The organism is Sorangium sp. So ce327 (genome assembly GCF_051530205.1).
GTDB lineage: Bacteria > Myxococcota_A > Polyangia > Polyangiales > Polyangiaceae > Sorangium > Sorangium cellulosum_B.
In genome coordinates, this window is record NZ_CP150330.1 from 6,750,840 (window position 1) to 6,770,927 (window position 20,088).

A 20,088-nucleotide genomic window follows, 5' to 3' on the forward strand; every position below is an offset into this window, starting at 1 on the left:
TCCCGCCCCAGACGATGTCCCCTCCGTCCCCTGCTCCCGCCGGCCTCTCCCATCATCCCGATTTCCTGCGCCTCTGGGCAGCGCAGGCGGTGAGCGCGGTCGGCAGTCGCGTCAGCCGCACGGCGCTGCCCGTGATCGCCATCGTGAGCCTCGGGGCCGACGCGTCGGGCGTGGCCGTCCTCTCCGCCGTGTCCACCGCGCCGGCCGTCCTCGTGGGGCTCTTCGCGGGCGGGCTCGTCGATCGCTCGCGCAAGCGGCCGCTCCTCGTCGGCGCGGATCTCGCGCGCGCGGCGCTGATCCTCTCGGTCCCGATCGCGGCCTGGACCGGCACGCTCACCCTGCTCCAGCTCTCCGTGGTGGCCGCGCTGGTGGGCATGGCCACGTCGCTGTTCCAGATCGCCGACAACGCCTACTTGCCGGCGCTCGTGGGGCAGGACCACCTGGTCAAGGCAAACGCCAGGCTGGAGGGGACCGAGGCCGCCGCGGAGATCGCCGGCCCCGGCGCCGCGGGCATCCTGATCCAGGCGCTGACGGCGCCCGTGACGATGGTGGTGGACGCGCTGTCGTATCTCGTGTCGGCGGCGCTCCTCGGGCGCATCCGGGCGGCGGAGGCGCCGGCCGTCCCCGCGGGCGGCGGAGGCGATGGGGGCGCCTCGCTGGTCGAGGATCTCCGGGTCGGGCTGCGCCACGGCCTGGGCCACCCCGTGGTCGGGGCGACGTTCCTGGCGATGGCCGCCCACGCCCTCCTGCTCGGCGGGGTCTTCTCCGCGCTGTACATGCTCTATCTCCTGGAGCACCTGCGGCTGGACACGACCACGGTCGGGCTGATCATCAGCGTGGGCGGCATCGGCGCGCTGGGCGGCAGCTTCCTCGCGGGCTGGCTGGGCCGACGCCTGGGCGCCGGGCCGGCGATGATCCTCAGCCTGTTCATGAGTCAAGCCAGCTGCGCGCTCATCCCGCTGGCGGCGCAGCTCGGGCGGCTCGCGGTGCCTGCCCTCGTGGTACACCAGCTCATCGGGGACGCGTTCCTCATGGCGTTCATGATCCACGCGGTGAGCGCCCGGCAATCCATCCTGCCATTGCACGTGCTCGGCCGGGTCGACGCCACGCTCCATGTGCTCACCGGGGCGCTCCTGCCGGCGGGCACCCTGGCGGCCGGCTGGCTCGCGGGGCGGCTCGGCGTGGAGGCGACGGTCTGGGCGTTCGTCATCGCGGGGTTTGCAGCGCCGCTCCTGCTGCTGCGGCCCGCGGTGTGGAGGCTGCGGGCGGGGTGAGGGCGCGCTCGAGGGAGGGTGCTCGTCATCGACCGGCGGTGTCGCTCGGTCGGGCAGCCGAGCCTGGCTGGGACCCAGGGCCGGCCACGCGGGCCGCCTCGACGCGGCGCAGGCAGTCTTCCTGATGAGCCCTGGCCATGGCCTCGGGAACGCGGAGGAGCTCAATTCGCCGCTCGATCGGCATGCAGTAGGTGGTCGCGGTCCACAGCTTCGGGTCATCGACGCCGTGCAGCGGTTCGAGATCGGTCCACAGGCGCACGACCTTGTCGTCCGACCCGCTCACGATGCGCTTGCCGTCGGGGCTGAACGCTACGCTGTTGACCGGAGACTCCGAATCGCGGAGGACCAGCGCCTCGCCCGTACCATCGGCATTCCATACCCGTATCGTTCCGTCTTCGGACGAGGTGACGATGCGCTTGCCATCGGGGCTGAACGCCGCAGACAGCACCCAGTGCTCATGTCCCCGGAGGACCAGGGGCTTGCCCCCGCCGCCGGCGTTCCACACCCGCGCTGTTTTGTCCCATGACGCCGAGACGATGCGCTCACCGTCGGGGCTGAACGACGCCTTGTTGACCTGAGCCTCGTGACCACGAAGGACCAGCGCCTCGCCCGTGCCATCGGCATTCCATACCCGCACCGTCTCGTCGCGGGACGCCGTGACGATGCGCCTTCCGTCAGGGCTGAACGCCGCAGATTGGACCCAATCCTCGTGACCACGCAGCACCGTCGATTCTCCGGAGCCGTCGGCGTTCCACACCCGCGCTGTCTTGTCATACGACCCGGTGACGATGTGCTCGCCGTCGGGGCTGAACGCCACAGCGCAGACCCGGTCCTCATGACCACGAAGCACGATGGGCTCACCGGAGCCGTCGGCGTTCCACACCCGCGCTGCCTTGTCATACGACCCGGTGACGATGCGCTTGCCATCAGGGCTGAACGCCGCCGAATAGACCGGAGCCTCACCGCGGAGAATCAAAGGCTGACCCGACCCGTCGGCGTTCCACACCCGCGCTGTCTTGTCATACGACGTGGTGACGATGCGCTTGCCATCAGGGCTGAACGCCGCCGAATAGACCGCATTCTCATGTCCCCGAAAGACGAACGGCTCCGTCGTACCGGAGACATTCCAAACGCGCACCGTCCTGTCATTGGAGGCGGTGACGATGAGCCTGCCGTCGGGGTTGAAAGCCGCCGAATACACCCCATCCTCGTGACCGCGAAGGATCATGGGTTCGCCCGTGCCATCGGCGTTCCACACGCGCACTCTCTTGTCCCAGCGGGACACGGTGACGATGCGCTTGCCGTCGGGGCTGAAGGCCACATGGGATACCTCCTGCTCGTGCCCCCGGAGGACCAAGGGCTCGCCGGTGCCGTCGGCGTTCCACATCCGCACCGTCTTGTCCGACGACGCGGTGGCGATGCGCCTGCCGTCAGGGCTGAACTCCGCAGCGTTGAGCACGTCCTCGTGACCACGAAGGACCAGCGGCTCGCCCGTGCCATCGGCGCTCCACACACGCGCCGTCTTGTCCCACGACGCCGTGACGATGCGCTTGCCATCGGGGCTGAATGCCACGGAACGAACCAGATTCTCATGGCCCCGGAGGATCAGGGGACTTCCGGTGCCGTCGGCGTTCCATATCCGCACCGTCTTGTCCTGGGACACCGTGACGATGCGCCTGCCATCGGGGCTGAACGCCGCGCCCGCGACACGCTCCTCGTGGCCACGAAGGACCAGCGGCTCGCCCGTGCCGTCGGCGTTCCACACCCGCGCCGTCTTGTCCCACGACGCCGTGACGATGCGCTTGCCGTCAGGGCTGAACGCCGCAGACCAGATCGCCTTGCTGTGCCCCCGCAGGACCACGGGCTCGCCCGCGCCATCGGCGTTCCACACCCGCGCCGTCTTGTCCCACGACGCCGTGACGATGCGCTTGCCGTCGGGGCTGAACGCCGCAGAATTGAGCCCATCCGGATGGGTGAACACCGCACGAGCGAGCCAGCTGTGCAGCGCCCAGCGCGCGAGAAAGTCCCACCCTCGCGGGACATCGGACGGCTCGACCTCCCGCAATATCGCGAGCACTGTCGTGGGGTCGGCCTGCAGCTCGCGCGCCGCGGCCATGCGGGTGGCGTTGCGCGCTTGCAGGGCTTCGGCCTGCGCACGGGCCGTTTCCTGATCGGCGCGCGCGGCCTGCTGCTCGGCGCGCCTGGCTTGCCGATCGGCGCTGATCGCGAGATAGGACACCATGAGCGCGATCGCGGTGAGCGTCGCGATCACGCCCATGGCGATCTGCCGCCGCAGCCGCCGCGCGCGATCCATGAGGGCCACGACGGCAAGGAGATAGCGCTCCTCGCGCTGGCCGAGCCCGACGCGCCACTCGGCGCCCTGCTCGGCGCGGCGGCGCTCACGCCACGCTCGGGCCTCGTGCGCCGCGCGATCGCGCCAGAGCAGCCCCTCGGCGTGACCGCTCGCTTCCCACTGCTGGGCCGCGGCGCGCAGCCGGGCAAGGAACTGCGCGTCTTGCTCGCTCTCGGCCAGCCACTGCCCGAGCTTTGCCCACCTCTCGATCAACGACTCGTGGACCAGCTCCACGGTCGTGCCCTCGCGCTCTCCACCGGCCTCGGTGAGCAGCAGCCGCGCACCGGCCAGGTGCTGGACCACCTGCGCGATCGCCTCACCGGCGTGGCCTTCGCTGTCCTGTGCGAGCTCACACAGCTCGTCCAGGCTGACCACCGCGCGCGTGCGCTCGGGCGTGACAAGGCGCACGAGCACCGCCCGAGCCAGCCGCTGCTCGCGCACCGGCAGCGCCGAGAGCACCGCGTCCGCATGCGCCGAGAGCGCCCCGGCGACGCCGCCGAGCTGCTCATAGCTGTCCCGCGTCAGCAGCCGGCGCGCGCGGTCCCGCGCCTCCCACAGCTTCGCGGCCGTGAATTGCAGCAGCGGCAAGGGGCTGCGCGTGCTCTCCAGCGTGTCCAGCATGTGCTCGACCATCTCGGCGGTCTCGAAGCGAAGACCGGCGGCGTCCAGCGGCCTCGTCAAGGCGTCATGCAAGCCCTCCCGCCCCATGGGCGGCAGCAAGGAGAGACCGCGTGTCACGTGGGTCATGAACTCGTAGTCATCGGCGACGCGATCGAGGAAGTCCGAGCGGATGGCGAGCAGGACCCGCAGGGGCGACGAGGCGTCGTCGGCCGCGCCCTCCAGACAGGCCACGAACGCCGCACGTTCCTCGCGGCTCGCGCCGAGCGTGTACAGCTCCTCGAACTGATCGACGAAGAGCAGGACGTGGTGCCTTGTCCCCTGACGGCGGCAGCGCGCGCGCAGCCGGGCGCCCAGGTAGCCCGGCTGCGCGCTCAAGGTGGCGATGATCCCGCCGTTCCCGGTGAGCTCGACCGGGCCCGCCTGCGCGCCCGCGCGCTCGGACTCGGCCACCTGCGCGAGCACATCGACGAGCGCCGCCATCGGGTGGCGCCCTGGGCGCAGGGTGAACGTCTCCCAGCGGTCGCTGGAGCGCTTCAAGGCCGGGATCACCCCCGCGCGCACGAACGACGACTTGCCCGCGCCGGAGGGGCCGGCGACCGTGACGAGCGGCTGGTAGCGCAGCCGCGCCGTCATGGCGGTCACGTCCCGATCGCGGCCGAAGAAGCGCGCGGCGTCCGACTCCTGGAACGCGGAGAGCCCCGCGAACGGGCAGTCGTCCTCGCCGAGCCCGGGCGCCTTGCGACCGGGCAGCAGCGCCTCGAGCTCGGCGAGCAGCTCCCTGGCCGAGCCGATGCGCTCGTCCTTCCGCTTCTTCAGGCACCGGTCGACGAGGGCGCCCAGCGCGCCCGCATCAGGGCGCCGCGCGCTGACGCGCGGCATGGGAACGTCGAAGTTCACGATGTCCGCGAGCCGCTCGATCGGCGATGGGTCGAGCGGGTGCGCCCCCGCGAGCAGCGTGTACAGGAGGATGCCCACGGCCCAGAGGTCGCTGCGCGCGTCCACGTCCTCACCCAGCAATTGCTCGGGCGACATGTAGGACGGCGTTCCGACGAGCGCGCTCCGAAAGCTCTGTTCATCATCTCCCGGGAGCTCCCCCCGCGCCTCCGTGAGCGTCGATAGCAGCTTGGCATCGAGTTGCTTGGCGATCCCGAAGTCGACCACCTTGATGCACCCTGCGTCGTCGATGAGGATGTTCTCCGGCTTGAGATCGCGGTGGACGATCCCGAGCTCATGCGCGCAGACCAGCGCGCGGACCACCGGGATCATCAGCTCGACAACCAGCTCGACCGCCATCGGGCCCGGCGCGCCGGAGCGCTCGCGCTCGGCTCGCCACTGGCTCAGCGTCCGACCCTTGATGTACTCGAGCACGAGGTACGGGTGTCCACGGAGCTCGTCCACCTCGTGGATCACCACGATGTTCTCGTGCCGGCAGCTCGCCGTGGCACGCGCCTCGGCCAGGAAGCGCTCGATCCCCTGCCCGCTGTACTCGATCAGCAGCTTGATCGCGACGAGGCGCCCGAGCTTCGTGTCCCGGGCCAGGTACACGATGCTCATGCCGCCTTGCCCGAGCTCGCGGATGATCTCGTAGTGCTTGATCGTCCCGCCGACCTCCACGAGCGATGAGCCCTGAGCGCGGTACGCCATCGTCGCGCCCGCCAGCGTCGTCGACCCCGGTGACGGGCGGACCGCGGTCTGTTGCGCTCGCTCCTCGGGCACTCGGCCGACCACGTCCTCCGCGCGGTCCTCCGCGCGCGCGAGCTCGGGGAGCACGAGCGTGCGCACCGCCTCTTCACCAGGAGCGCTGCGCGAGACGAGAGAGCTCAACGGCGCATCCGGCTCGACGCTCAGGCAGCCTTGCTGCCTATCCTTGCTCGATGGCATCGTCCCCCCGCCCCGTCCGGCATCGCCGCTCTGGATGCCCGGGCGGCTCCCTTCCCCACAATCTCAGTTCACTCGACGTTCCAGCGATTTCCGCGCAATGGTCTTGTTGTTCGTGGCACCCTGTTATTGCAGTCGCACCTCGGGTGAGCAACCTGGCCGCCGGGCAGACCGCGATCCCGCGCTGCGCGCCGGCCCGCCCTGGCAGCATGTACAAGGCGGGGGAACAACGCCCGTCATCGGTCGGCCGTGCCGCGTGGTCCAACGGCCGAGTTCAAGGGGCAGCCGCGCGGGCTGCGTCGACCCGGCGCCGACAGGCCTGCTGGTGGGCCCGAGCGACGGCCTCGGACACGCGGAAGAGCTCAATCCTCCGCTCGACGGGCATGCAGTAGGTCGTCGCAGTCCACAGCTTCGGGTCATCGACGCCGTGGAGAGGATCGAGGTCGGTCCACACCCGCGCGATCTTGTCGTCAGACGCCGTGACGATGCGCTTGCCATCGGGGCTGAACGCCACGCTGTTGACCGGGGAATCGGAGCTGCGAAGGACCAAGGGCTCGCCCGTGCCATCCGCATTCCATATCCGCACCGTGTGGTCCCGGGACGCGGTGACGATGCGCGTGCCGTCGGGGCTGAACGCCGCCGAACTGACCCAGTGCTCGTGACCACGCAGGACCAGGGGCTCGCCCGTACCGTCGGCGTTCCACACGCGAGCGGTCTTGTCCCATGCCCCAGTCACGATGCGCTTGCCATCGGGGCTGAACGCCGCCGAAAAGACCGGACCCTCGTGACCGCGCAGGACCAGGAGCTCGCCTGTGCCATCCGCGCTCCACACACGTACGCTCTTGTCCCATGAGGCCGTGACGATGCGCTCGCCGTCGGGGCTGAACGCCGCCGAAACGACCGGATCCTCGTGACCGCGAAGCACCAAGGGATCGCCCACGCCATCCGCGCTCCACACACGTACGGTCTTGTCCCATGAGGCCGTGACGATGCGCTCGCCGTCGGGGCTGAACGCCGCCGAAAAGACCGGATCCCCGTGACCGTGAAGCACCAAGGGATCACCCACGCCATCCGCGCTCCACACGCGTACGGTCTTGTCCCCTGACGCCGTGACGATGTGCTTGCCGTCGGGGCTGAACGCCGTCGAAAACACCGGGGCCTTGTGACCGCGCAGCGCCAAAGGATCGCCCACGCCATCCGCGCGCCACACGCGTACGGTCCTGTCCAACGACGCGGTGACGATGCGCTTGCCGTCAGGGCTGAATTCCGCCGAAACGACCGGATCCTTGTGACCGCGAAGCTCGACGGGATCGCCCACGTCACCGGCGCTCCACACGCGCGCGGTCCTGTCCAAGGACGCGGTGACGATGCTCTTGCCGTCAGGGCTAAACACCGCCGAGTAGACGACATCGTCGTGGCCACGAAGGACCAAGGGCTCGCCGATTCCATCCGCGTTCCACACGCGCGCGGTCCTGTCCAGGGACGCGGTGACGATGCGCTTGCCGTCGGGGCTGAACGCCGCCCAAGAGACCTGCTCCTCATTGCCGTGGAGGACAAGGGGCTCGCCGATTCCATCCGCGTTCCACACGCGCGCGGTCCTGTCCAGGGACGCGGTGACGATGCGCTTGCCGTCGGGGCTGAACGCCGCCGAATAGAGCCCCTCCTCATGACCACGGAGGACCAAGGGCTCGCCCGTGCCATCCGCATTCCACACCCGAGCGGTCCCGTCCATGGACGCGGTGACGATGCGCTTGCCGTCGGGGCTGAACGCCGCCGAATGGACCGGGGCTTCATGACCCCGGAAGACCTGGGGTGCGCCCGTACCATCCGCGTTCCATACACGCACGGTTTTATCCCAGGACGCGGTGACGATGCGCTTGCTGTCGGGGCTGAACGCCACCGAATGGACCGGAGCTTCATGACCCCGGAAGACCTGGGGTTCGCCCGTACCATCCGCGTTCCACACACGCGCCGTCTTGTCGTGCGACGCCGTCGCGATGCGCTGGCCGTCAGGGCTGAACACCGCCGAACGAACGACGCTGTCGTGACCTCGAAAGACCAGGGGCTCGCCCGCACCATCCGCGTTCCACACACGCACGGTCTTATCCCAGGATGCGGTGACGATGCGCTCGCCGTCAGGACTGTAGCTCGCACACACGACGCCGTCCGGATGGGTGAGCATCGCGCGAGCGACCCAGCTGTGCAGCGCCCAGCCCGCGAGAGCGGCCCAGCCTCGCGGCACATCAGGCGCCTCGACCTCGCGCAAGATCGCGAGCACGGTCGTGGGATCGGCCTGTAGCTCGCGCGCAGCGGCCATTCGGGTGGCATTGCGCGCCTGAAGGGCTTCGGTCTGCGCATGCTCCGCTTCCTTGTCGGCGCGGAGCGCCAGGTAAGATACGAGGAGCGCGATCACCACGAGCGCGGCGATCGCGCCCATCGCGAGCCGCCGCCGCAAGCGCTGCGCGCGCTCGGCGAGGGTCACGACGGCCAGCAGATAGCGCTCCTCCCCCTTGCCTAGCCCTACGCGCCACTCGGCGCCCTGCGCAGCGCTGCGACGCTCGTACCATGCTCGGGCCTCCTGGGCCGCGCGGTCGCGCCAGAGCAGCCCCTCGGCGCGCCCGCCCGCCTCCCACTGCTGGGCCGCGGCCCTTAGCCGGGCCAGGAGCTGCGCGTCTTGCTCGCTCTCCGCAAGCCACTGCCTGAGCCGCGCCCACGTTTCGATCAAGGACTCATGGACCAGCTCCACGGTCGTGCCCTGGCGCTCGCCGCTGGTCTCGATGAGCAGCAGCCGCGCACCGGCCAGGTGCTGGACCACCTGGGGGATCGCCAGAAGCGCCCCCTCCTCGCCGCCCGCCGCGCTGCCGTAAAGCTCATCCAGGCTCACCACCGCGCGCGTGCGCTCGGGGGTGACCAGGCGCACGAGCACCGCACGGGCCAGCCGCTGCTCGCGTGCCGGCAGCGCCGAGAGCACCGCGTCCGCGTGCGCGGACAGGGCGCCAGCCACGCCGCCCAGCCTCTCGTAGCTGTCTCGGGTCAAGAGCCGGCGCTCGCGATCCCGCGCCTCCCACAGCTTCGCGGCCGTGAACTGAAGGAGTGGCAACGGGCTGCGCGTGCTCTCGAGCGTACCCAGCATGTCCTCGACCATCTCCGCGGTCTCGAAGCGATGACCAGCCGCCTCCAGCGGCCTCGTCAACGCCTTTCGCAGGCACTCGCGCCCCATCGGCGGCAACAGGCTGAGGCCGCGTGTCACATCGCCCATGAAATCGTGTTCATCGGCGATTCGATCGAGAAAATCTGAGCGAATGGCGAGCAGGACGCGCAGGGGCGACGACGCGTCGTCGGCCACGCCTTCCAGGCAAGCCACGAACGCAGCCCTCTCCTCGGGCGCGACGCCAAGAGTATAGAGCTCTTCGAATTGATCGACGAAGAGCAGGAGTTGATGCCTCGCCCCCTCACGGCGGCAGCGCGCTCGCAACCGAACGCCCAGGTGCCCCGGCTGCGCGCGCAAGGTGGCGACGATCCCGTCGTGCTCGGCGACCTCGAGCTCGGCCACCTGCACGAGCACATCGACGAGCGCCGACAGCGGCCGGCGCCCTGGTCGCACGATGAACGTCTCCCACCGCTCGCTACCGCGCTTCAACGCAGGGATCACCCCCGCGCGCACGAGCGACGATTTGCCCGCCCCGGAGGGACCGGCGACGGTGACCAGCGGCTGGTAGCGCAGCCGCGCTGTCATGGCGGCGACATCGCGATCGCGACCGAAGAAGCGCGCGGTATCCGACTCCTGGAACGCCGATAGCCCTGCGAACGGGCTCTCTCCTTCGCCGAGCTCGGGCCCCTTTCGGCCGGGCAGCAGCGCCTCCAGCTCGACGAGCAGCTCCTTGGCAGAGCCGATCCGCTCTTGCTTCCGCTTCTTGAGGCACCGGACGACCAGGTCGCCGAGCGCGCCCACGTCCGGGCGCCGAGCGCTGACGCCAGGCATTGGAACATCCAAATTCACGATGTCCGCGAGCCGCGCGACGGAGAACGGGTCGAGCGGGTGCGCCCCCACGAGCAGCGTGTACAGGAGGATGCCCACGGCCCAGAGGTCGCTGCGAGGATCGATGTTCCCGCCCAGCAGTTGCTCGGGCGACATGTAGGCCGGCGTGCCGATGATCGCGCTCCGATGGCCCAGGTCACCGCCTCCCGCAAGCGCCGCCCGCGCCCCCGTGTTCGTCGACATCCTCTGGACATCGAGCTGCTTGGCAATGCCGAAGTCGAGCACCTTGATACATCCTGCGTCATCGATCAGGATGTTGTCCGGCTTCAGATCGCGATGCACGATCCCGAGCTCGTGCGCGCAGACCAGCGCGCGGACGACCGGGATCATCAGCTCCACCACCTGGCCGGGCGGCATCGGGCCGGACGGCCCTATCGCAGCGAGCAGCCCTGGCGCGCTCGGGTGCTCGCGCTGGGTCAGCCATTCGCTCAGCGTGCGGCCCTTGATGTACTCGAGCACCAGGTACGGGTGTCCGCGGATCTCGTCCACCTCGTGAATCACCACGATGTTCTCGTGACGGCAGCGCGCCGTGGCCCGCGCCTCAGCCAGAAGGCGCTCGCTCCCTTGCCCGCTGTGCTCGCTCAGGAGCTTGATCGCGACGAGGCGCCCGAGCTTGGTGTCCCGCGCCAGGTACACGCTCCCCATGCCGCCCCGGCCCAGCTTGCGGATGATCTCGTAATGCTTGATCGTGCCGCCTGCGTCCGGTAGCACGGAATCCAGAGCGCGCTCGCCTAGCGTCGCTCCCACCAGCGTCTTCCCATCCTGCGTCGGCGGGAGCGCTGCCTTCTGCGCCTGCTCCTCGGGCACCAGGTCGGCCGCGGCCTCCGTGGGCGCCATCCCGGCGAGCGCGAGCGTGCGCACCGCCTCTTCGCCAGGAGCTCCGCTCGCGATCGGGTGGTCCGGCCGTCGCCGCACAAGAATCTCGGAATCTCCGCTCGCCCCTTCTCCTCTCGGCTCCAGCCCCTCCCGCCCGCTGCCCTCCACGCCGGCCGCACGTCCGGGCACGAGCTCGAAGACCGCATAGAGCCGCCCCTCGCCAGCGTGCCCCCAGTCGATGGGCCAGCCGATGCGGGGGTGGTGGAGCCGCGTGCAACATCGCATCTCCCGCAGGAATCGCGCCAGGCCACGCCGCACCAGATGCGCGCCAGCTCCATTCCGCGCCAGGCGCAGGATCTGAAGGAGGATCGGCTGACCGCTCTCGATCAGCCGCCCCTTGTAGACGGCCGCTCGGCTGCTCGCCCGAAAACATGACAAGATCTCGTAGCGGCCCTGGAACACCATCCCGGGCGCCAGGATCCGCCGGTTCATCCCGGCTCCTCGGCTCGCCGCCGCCTCGTGCGCCAGCTTCAGGCGAAACATCCTCACCCCGCATCGATAAGGCTCGTCATCGGCCGGCCGTGCCGCGCAGCCGGCCCCCCGAGTCCGCCTGCCCCCCCGGCCCCGCCGCGCGGACCGCGGCGACCTGCCGCAGACAGGCCTCCTGGCTCGCCCGGGCGGCCGACTCGGGCACACGAAGGAGCTCGATCCTCCGCTCGACGGGCATGCAGTAGGTCGTCGCCGTCCACAGCTTCGGGTCATCGACGCCGCGGAGCGGGTCGAGGTCGGTCCACACCCGCGCGACCTTGTCGTCGGACCCGGTCACGATGCGCTTGCCATCGGGGCTGTACGCCACCGCGTTGACGGACGCGTCGGACCCGCGCAGCACCAGGGGCTCGCCCGTGCCGTCGGCATTCCATATCCGCGTCGTCTTGTCGTCGGACGCGGTCACGACATACTTGCCATCAGGGCTGAACACCGCAGCATTGACCAGGTGCTCATGACCACGCAGGACCACGGGCTTGCCTGTGCCGTCGGCGTTCCACACCCGCACCGTCTTGTCCCACGACGCCGTGACGACACGCTTGCCGTCAGGGCTGAACGCCGCCGATACGACCCAACGATCGTGCCCTCGCAGGACCACGGCCTCGCCCGTGCCATCGGCGTTCCACACACGCGCCGTGTTGTCATACGAGGCGGTGACGATGCGCTCGCCGTCGGGGCTGAACGCCGCCGAACGCACCCTGTCGGCGTGACCACGGAGCACCACGAGCTCTCCAGACCCGTCGGCGCTCCACACGCGCGCCGTCTTGTCGAAGGACGCCGTGACGATGCGCTTGCCGTCGGGGCTGAACGCCGCAGAGCGAACCCTGTCCGCATGACCACGGATCACCAGCGGTTCCCCCGAGCCGTCGGCGTTCCACACACGCGCCGTCTTGTCGTCGGACGCGGTGACGATGCGCTCGCCGTCAGGGCTGAACGCAGCCGAGAACACCTCCCCCTCGTGGCCACGGAAGATCACGGGCGCCCCCGCGACCTCGGCGTTCCACACCCGCGCTGTCCTGTCCCACGACGCGGTGACGATGCGCTTGCCATCGGGGCTGAACGCAGCCGAGTAGACGGCATCCTCGTGACCACGGAGGCTGAGGGGCTCACCCGTGCTCTCGGCGTTCCACACCCGCGCCGTCTTGTCATAAGACGCCGTGACGATGCGCCCGCCGTCGGCGCTGAACACCGCGGAGTAGACCCGATCCTGGTGGCCGCGCAGGATCCGAGGCTCCCCCGACCCGTCGGCGTTCCACACCCGCGCCGTCTTGTCCCACGACGCCGTGACGATCCGCTCGCCATCCGGGCTGAACGCCGCCGAGTAGACGACATCCTCGTGGCCGCGCAGGATCCGGGGCTCGCCCGACCCATCGGCGTTCCACACCCGAGCCGTCTTGTCCCACGACGCCGTGACGACGCGCTTGCCATCCGGGCTGAACGCAGCCGAGTAGACGGCATCCTCGTGACCGGGCAGGACAACCGGCTCGCCCGTGCCGTCCGCCTTCCACACCCGCGCGGTCCGGTCGAACGACGCCGTCACGATGCGCCCGCCGTCGAGGCTGAACGCCGCGAAATAGACCGGCTCCGGGTGACCCCGGAGGACGAGGAGCTCGCCCGTGCCGTCCGCCTTCCACACCCGCGCGGTCCGGTCGAACGACGCCGTTACGATGCGCCCGCCATCGGGGCTGAACGCCGCCGAATAGACCCCGTCCTCGTGACCGCGGAGGACGAGCGGCTCGCCCGCACCCTCCGTGCGCCACACCCGCGCGGTCCTGTCGTCCGACGCCGTCACGATGCGCTCGCCGCCGGGGCTGAACGCCACCGAGTTGATCGGCGCGTCGTGGCCACGAAGGACCAGCGGCTCGCCCGTGCCGTCGGCGTTCCACACCCGCACGGCCCTGTCCGCGCAGATCGTCGCGATGTGCTTGCCGTCGGGGCTGAACGCCGCGCGGATGACGAAATCGGGATGGGTGAGCACCACGCGCGCGACCCAGCTGTGCAGCGCCCAGCGCGCGAGGGTGGCCCACCCGCGCGGCACCTCGGGCGGCTCGACCTCCCGCAAGAGCGCCAGCACCGTCGTGGGATCGGATTGCAGCTCGCGCGCAGCGGCCATGCGGGTGGCATTGCGCGCCAGGAGCGCGTCCGCCTGCGCGCGGATCGCCAGGTACGACACCATCACCGCGAACGCGCTGAGCGTCGCGATCAGGCCGACAGCAAACTGCCGTCGCAAGCGCCGCGCGCGCTCGGCGAGCTCCACGACGGCCAGGAGATAGCGCTCCTCGCGCTTGCTCAGCCCCGCTCGCCCATCGGCGCCCTGCGCGGCGCGCCGGCGCTCGTACCATGCCCTCGCGTCCTGGGCCGCGCGGTCGCGCCAGAGCAGCCCCTCGGCCCAGCCGCTCGCCTCCCACTGCTGCGCCGAGGCGCGCAGCCGGGCCAGGAACTGCGCGTCTTGCTCGCCCTCGGCGAGCCACTGCCGGAGCTTGGGCCACCGCTCGATCAGCGACTCATGCACCAGCTCCACCGTCGTGCCCTCGCGCTCGCCCCCGGTCTCGATCAGCAGCAGCCGCGCGGCGGCCAGGTGCTGGACCACCTGGTCGATCGCCTCGCCCGCAGGAGCCCCGCCGCTCTGCGCCACGCCATGGAGCTCCTCCAGGCTGACCACCGCGCGCGTGCGCTCCGGCGTGACAAGGCGCACGAGCACCGCGCGGGCCAGCCGCTGCTCGCGCACCGGCAGCGCCGAGAGCACCGCGTCCGCGTGCGCAGACAGGGCGCCGGCCACGCCGCCCAGCCGCTCGTAGCTGTCTCGCGTCAGCAGCCGGTGCTCGCGATCCCGCGCCTCCCACAGCTTCGCGGCCGTGAACTGCAAGAGCGGCAGCGGGCTCCGCGTGCTCTCCAGCGTGCCCAGCATGTCCTCGATCATCTCGGGCGTCTCGAAGCGATGACCGGCCGCCTCCAGCGGCCTCGTCAGCGCGTCGCGCAGGCCGTCGCGCCCCATCGGCGGCAGCAGCGACAGACCGCGCGTCACGTCGATCACGAAATCGTGGTCATCGGCCATGTGATCGAGGAAGTCCGAGCGGACGGCGAGCAGCACACGCAGGGGCGATGACGCGTCGTCGGCCACGCCTTCCAGGCAGGCCACGAACGCGGCCCGCTCCTCGCGGCTGGCGCCGAGCGTGTACAGCTCCTCGAACTGATCGACGAAGAGCAGGACATGGTGCCTCGTCCCCTCGCGGCGGCAGCGCGCGCGCAGGCGAGCGCCCAGGTGCCCCGGCTGGGCGCGCAGCGTGGCGACGATCCCGTCGTGGTCGGGGAGCTCGGCCGACCCGGACCCCGTGCTGGCCACCTCGGACTCGACCACCTGCGCGAGCACATCGACGAGCGCCGACAGCGGCCGGCGCCCCGGCCGCACGATGAACGTCTCCCACCGCTCGCTACCGCGCTTCAACGCGGGGATCACCCCCGCGCGCACGAACGACGATTTGCCCGCCCCCGACGGCCCGACGACCGTGAGGAGCGGCTGGTAGCGCAGCCGCGTCGTCGTGGCGGCGATCTGGCGATCGCGGCCGAAGAAGCGCGCCGCGTCCGACTCCTGGAACGCGGACAGCCCGGCGAACGGGCTCTCGTCGTCGCCCAGCTCGAGCGCCTTTCGACCGGGCAGCAGCGCCTCCAGCTCCGCGAGCAGCTCCTTGGCCGAGCCGATGCGCTCGTGCTGGCGCTTCTTAAGGCACCGATCGACGAGGTCGCCGAGCGCGCCCACGTCCGGGCGCCGCGCGCTCACGCGCGGCATGGGGAGATCGAGCTTCACGATGTCCGCGAGCCGCGCGACGGAGAACGGGTCGAGCGGGTGCGCCCCCACGAGCAGCGTGTACAGGAGGATGCCCACGGCCCAGAGGTCGCTGCGAGGATCGACGTCCCCGCCCAGCAATTGCTCGGGCGACATGTAGGCCGGCGTGCCGATGAGCCCGCTCCGGTGGCCATCGCCGTGGCCTCGCGCGAGCGTCGCCTGCGTGCCCGTGAGCGTCGACATCACCCTGGCGTCGAGCTGCTTCGCGATCCCGAAGTCGAGCACCTTGATGCTCCCTGCGTCGTCGATGAGGATGTTCTCCGGCTTCAGATCGCGGTGCACGATCCCGAGCTCGTGCGCGCAGACCAGCGCGCGGGCGACCGGGATCATCACCTCCACCACCTGGCCGGGCGACATCGGGCCCGACGGCCCTATCGCGGCGAGCGGCCCCGGCGCGCTCGGGTGCTCGCGCTGGGTCAGCCATTCGCTCAGCGTGCGGCCCTTGATGTACTCCAGCACCAGGTACGGGTGTCCGCGGATCTCGTCGACCTCGTGGATCACCACGATGTTCTCGTGACGGCAGCGCGCCGTGGCCCGCGCCTCGTCCAGGAAGCGCTCGTTTCCTTGTCCGCTGAACTCGAGCAGCAGCTTGATCGCCACGAGGCGCCCGAGCTTCGTGTCGCGGGCCAGGTACACGATCCCCATGCCGCCCCGGCCCAGCTTGCGGATGATCTCGTAATGCTTGATCGTGCCGCCGACGTCGGGCAGCGCGGATCCCGGACCGCGCCCCGTCGGCGTCGCTCCCCCCACCGTGGTTGCGCCGTGCGCGTCGTGCGCGTCGTCTACCGACGGCGCTGCGGCCTCGCGCGCGCGCTCCTCGGGCGTCACGCCGGCCGACGCCTCCGTGGGTGCCAGGCCGGCGAGCGCGAGCGTGGTCTCGACCGGTTCGCCACGCTCGCCGCGCATTCCGCCCGATCCCGGCCGGTCCGGCTGTCTGTGCTCCTGGGCCTCGGCGTCGCGGCGCGGGGTCTCCTTGAGCTCGAGCGTCGCCTGCGGAAGGGTCGCGCCGAGCGCGTGCTGCTGCAGGTCGTCCTCCGACGGCATCACCTCCCGCAGGGTGTGTCCCGGCATGAGCTCGAAGACGGTATAGAGCCGCCCCTCGCCGGCGTGCCCCCAGTCGACGGGCCGGACGATCGGAGCGTGGTGGAGCCGCGTGCCAGAGCGCATCTCCCGCAGGAACCGCGAGACGGAGCGCCGCGCAGGGTGCCTGCCCTCTCCATCGCGAGGCAGACGGAGAATCTGGAGCACGATCGGCACACCGCCCCTGATGCGCCGGCCCCTGTAAACGACCGTTCGGCCGCTCGCTCGGCAGCAGGACAGGATCTCATAGCGACCCTGGAACACCGTCCCTGGCGCGAGGGTCTCGCGGCTCATCCTGGCCCCTCCGATCGCTGCCACGCCCGCGCGGCGGCCCTGGGCGAAACGTCCCCACCCCCTGTCGACACGCAACGCTCCCGAATCTCGAGCTCGTCGCGCCGCTCTGGCGAGAGAACCCGACGGCGTACCCGGACCGATGCTCAAGCAGCCAACCGTCGCTGCCTGTTGGGAGGTTCTATAGCATACCCCCCCACATCGTCCGGTGTCGGCGCCTCGGATGCGTCAGCCCCTCTTCTTCACACCAGGGCTTCCGTCGTTCTCCTCCTATTCTTCCGTCATTTCAGGGCGCTCGGCATTGCGGCAATTCCCAGGCGCCGAGCCGTGGCACACGCGAGGAGCCGGGCTGTGGCTCAGGCGACGAGTCCAGTCATCGCGCAGGTGAAGAGCCCAGTCATCGCTCAGACTCAGGCGAGGAGCCGGGCTGTGGCTCAGGCGACGGGCACAGGGATGGCCCGGGCGACGAGCCCGAATCGTCGTTCAGGCGAAGAACCGAGTCGTGGCTCGGACGACGAGCCCAGTCGACGGGGCGAGTCTCCCTTGCAGCGCGGCCGCCTGCACGCAGCCGTGCTCGTGCCGTGCGGGACGTGTTCCGCCGGGGCCCTCGGAGCGCAACCTTTTGCTGGATGCCGCAAACCATTGCGGAAGAGAGCAAGCGGTTGCGTAGCCGCCTCCGCGGCCTGGCGCCGCGCAGGCTCCCATCCCCCGCCACTTGTGCGGCCTGCGCGCGGGATCTGCGCTGGCAGCGCGGGCGCCGCGGGTGCTGGTCCGGCACCGCGGCGGCCGAAGAGCGTCAGCCGACCGGCGGCTCCGCGCCGGTGACCTCGCCGTCGGCGCCCTCGTCCTCGTCGAGCGACACGTCCTCCTCGATCACCACTCCGGCGGCCGCCGTGCGCCTCACGGCCGTGAGGCCGAGCTGGATCTGCGCATTCACCGGGAAGACCTGCCGCAGCGTCGTCGCCCAATCGTTGAACCAGCCCCGCAGGCCCTCGATCCCCTCCCGTTGCTCCCGCCAGGCCCTCGCCAGCTCGGCCGCCGGCACCCGGGGCGGCTGCGCCTGCGCCCCGGCGCCGGCCTCGAGCTTCGCCAGCAGATCGCGCACCTGCTGCACCTTCGCCTCGGTCAGCCCGCGCGCCGCGAGCGTCTTGTGGACCTTCTTCGCGTCGCCATCGCTGTTCCTGGCGAGCCCCTCGAGGCGGCGGAGGTACGTCCCGACCGACATGACCACCGTCGACCCGAGCGGCTGCGGCTCCAGGTGCTTGAAGAACGCGGCCTCGAAGCCGTCGCGCCGTTCGCGCTGCACCACGCGGCGGATGATCGCGCGCGTTCGCGGGAACCACGTGTTCTCGAAGACCTCGACCTCCCGGAGCAGCTGCATCCGCTCGGCGCCCTCGACGCCTCCGCCGCTCGCGGCCTCCGCGAAGAGGTGCTCGAGCGGGCGCTGCTCGCCCGCGGCGAGCTTGAATAGCCGCCACCCCTCGCGGTGATCGTTCGCCGCGTAGCCCTCGCGACGCGCCCGCGCGATGAACGGCGCGGCCTGGACGTTGACGAGGAACCGGAGAGCGCGACCCAGGAGATCCTGCTCGGCGGCGGTGAGCGCCAGCGGCAGGGACGCCTCGGAAGGCTCGGACGGCCCGGGCCGCGCTCCCGGGGTCCGGGGTGCGCTCACGGACTTCGCTTTCGGCATGTCGTTTCTCCTCGCTGGCGCTCGTCGACAGGCCTGGAGCGTTCAGCGGCGTCGGCCGATTGCAAGCTGCGCGCCAGCGGGGTGGGTGGTGGACGGTCGCCGCGCGTTCCCTACGTTACGCCGCGATTGAACAGCCCACCACGAGGCCGCTCTCCACCCGCTCCCAGGCGAGGAACCTGATGCAATCGAAGTTTGGAACCGATCTGACGACAGGCAGCATCCCGAGACATATCGTGACGTTCTCGCTCCCGATGCTGATCGGGGGCTTCCTTCAGACGACCTACAGCTTCATCAACGCCATCTGGGTCGGTCAGTACCTGGGCACGGCGGCGCTGGCGGCCGTCACCGTGAGCTTCCCGATCGTCTTCACCATCTTCGGCGTCGGGATGGGGATGACCCTGGCGACGAACATCCTCGTCTCGCAGAGCTTCGGCGCCAGGCGGTTCGATGAGCTGCGGCGCGTGGTCGACGGCTCCACCGTGCTGATCTACGGCCTGGGCCTCCTGCTGACCGCCCTCGGGGAGCTCTTTACGCCCCAGATCCTCCGCGCGATGGACACGCCGGCCGACGTCTTCGCGCCGTCGGTCAGCTATCTCCGCATCTACCTGCTCTCGCTGCCGTTCAGCTTCGGCATGCTCGCGCTCCGGAGCATGCTGCAAGGCACCGGTGACTCCAGGACGCCGCTCTATTTCCTGCTCGGCTCCGTCGTGCTGACGACCGTCCTCGACCCGCTCCTCATCTTCGGGCGGCTGGGGCTGCCGGAGCTCGGCCTGAACGGGACGGCGTGGGCCACGCTCGTCTCTCAGGCCATCGCGCTCGTGGCGCTCAACCTGTACCTCCACGCCCGCAGGTCGCCGATCGCGCCGCGCTGGCCGCGCTTCGGCCAGCTCGGGCCGACGATGCGAAAGACGCTCCGAATCGGCGTGCCGGCGGCCGTCCAGCAGTCGGTGGTGGCGCTGGGCATGGTCGTCGTGACGGGGATCGTGAACGGGTTCGGGGAGATCGCGACCGCCGCGTTCGGCGCGGCCTCGCGCATCGACCAGATCGCCTTCCTGCCGGCGATCAACATGGGGATGGCGATATCGACGCTCGCCGGGCAGAACCTGGGGGCGGGGCACCACGGCCGCGTGCGCGAGATCTTCGCGTGGGGGTGCGTGTTCAGCGGCGGCATGACGCTCCTCATCTCGGCGGTGGCGGTCGCGTTCCCCGAGGCGCTCCTCAGGGTGTTCATCACCGATCCGGCCGTCATCGAGCTCGGCGTGTCGTACCTGCACACGGTCGGCGCGTGCTACGTGTTCTTCGGCCTCACCTTCGTGAGCAACGGCATCATCAACGGCGCCGGCGCGACCATGATCACGACCGCGACGACGCTGCTCAGCCTCTGGGTCGTCCGCGCCCCGCTCGCGTACTGGCTCTCGCGCGAGATGCGCAGCGTGAAGGGCGTCTGGTACGCCATCGCGGCGAGCTTCGTCGTGTCGATGATCGCCGGCACGGCCTACTACGCCTCGGGGCGATGGAAGCGGCCCCTCGTCCACAAGGCGCCTCCGGGCGACGCGGCGAGGCAGGCCGACCCCGCGCAGGCGTTTGCGAGCGAGGTCGGAGAGGCGTGAGGGCGGCGAAGCGCCTGCAGACCGGCCGCCCTGCGCGGAGGCCTGG

6 protein-coding genes are annotated in these 20,088 nt (G+C 70.6%); 2 read left to right on the top strand and 4 right to left on the bottom strand.

The genetic code is table 11. The features are described from left to right. The first annotated feature begins 14 nt into the window (after positions 1-14). Positions 15-1,274 (top strand): MFS transporter, encoded by a 1,260-nt coding sequence (locus tag WME95_RS25230; RefSeq protein ID WP_437910934.1) that lies wholly within the window; start codon positions 15-17, stop codon positions 1,272-1,274. A gap of 25 nt (positions 1,275-1,299) precedes the next feature. On the opposite strand, the gene WME95_RS25235 is transcribed toward WME95_RS25230, so the two are convergent. The 4 genes from WME95_RS25235 to WME95_RS25250 all read right to left on the bottom strand — a co-directional run bounded on the left by WME95_RS25235 (position 1,300) and on the right by WME95_RS25250 (position 18,432). After that, positions 1,300-5,892 carry an nSTAND1 domain-containing NTPase gene (locus tag WME95_RS25235; RefSeq protein WP_437911022.1) on the bottom strand — a complete coding sequence of 1,531 codons (4,593 nt, stop codon included), beginning with the start codon at positions 5,890-5,892 and terminating at the stop codon, positions 1,300-1,302. A gap of 508 nt (positions 5,893-6,400) precedes the next feature. Continuing rightward, entirely contained in the window at positions 6,401-11,524 is a 5,124-nt protein-coding gene (locus WME95_RS25240) for an nSTAND1 domain-containing NTPase (RefSeq protein ID WP_437910935.1), read from the bottom strand. 25 nt (positions 11,525-11,549) lie between these two features. Beyond that, the gene (locus tag WME95_RS25245) at positions 11,550-16,538 is read right to left on the bottom strand and encodes an nSTAND1 domain-containing NTPase (RefSeq protein WP_437910936.1); all 4,989 of its coding nucleotides are present in this window, start codon (positions 16,536-16,538) and stop codon (positions 11,550-11,552) included. A 1,000-nt stretch (positions 16,539-17,538) separates the two neighbouring features. Continuing rightward, positions 17,539-18,432 (bottom strand): hypothetical protein, encoded by an 894-nt coding sequence (locus WME95_RS25250; RefSeq protein ID WP_437910937.1) that lies wholly within the window; start codon positions 18,430-18,432, stop codon positions 17,539-17,541. A gap of 179 nt (positions 18,433-18,611) precedes the next feature. Between WME95_RS25250 and WME95_RS25255 the strand changes: the two genes are divergently transcribed. Continuing rightward, a complete protein-coding gene (locus WME95_RS25255; protein ID WP_437910938.1) occupies positions 18,612-20,042 on the top strand; it encodes an MATE family efflux transporter in 1,431 nt (476 codons plus the stop codon). Positions 20,043-20,088: the final 46 nt, after the last annotated feature.

What these genes read in the sequence shown, in the direction of transcription:
- WME95_RS25230 (WP_437910934.1), top strand. Translation starts at nt 15, where the DNA reads ATGTCCCCTCCGTCCCCTGCTCCCGCCGGCCTCTCCCATCATCCCGAT.
- WME95_RS25235 (WP_437911022.1), bottom strand. Translation starts at nt 5,892, where the DNA reads ATGGCGTACCGCGCTCAGGGCTCATCGCTCGTGGAGGTCGGCGGGACG.
- WME95_RS25240 (WP_437910935.1), bottom strand. Translation starts at nt 11,524, where the DNA reads ATGTTTCGCCTGAAGCTGGCGCACGAGGCGGCGGCGAGCCGAGGAGCC.
- WME95_RS25245 (WP_437910936.1), bottom strand. Translation starts at nt 16,538, where the DNA reads ATGCGCTCTGGCACGCGGCTCCACCACGCTCCGATCGTCCGGCCCGTC.
- WME95_RS25250 (WP_437910937.1), bottom strand. Translation starts at nt 18,432, where the DNA reads ATGCCGAAAGCGAAGTCCGTGAGCGCACCCCGGACCCCGGGAGCGCGG.
- WME95_RS25255 (WP_437910938.1), top strand. Translation starts at nt 18,612, where the DNA reads ATGCAATCGAAGTTTGGAACCGATCTGACGACAGGCAGCATCCCGAGA.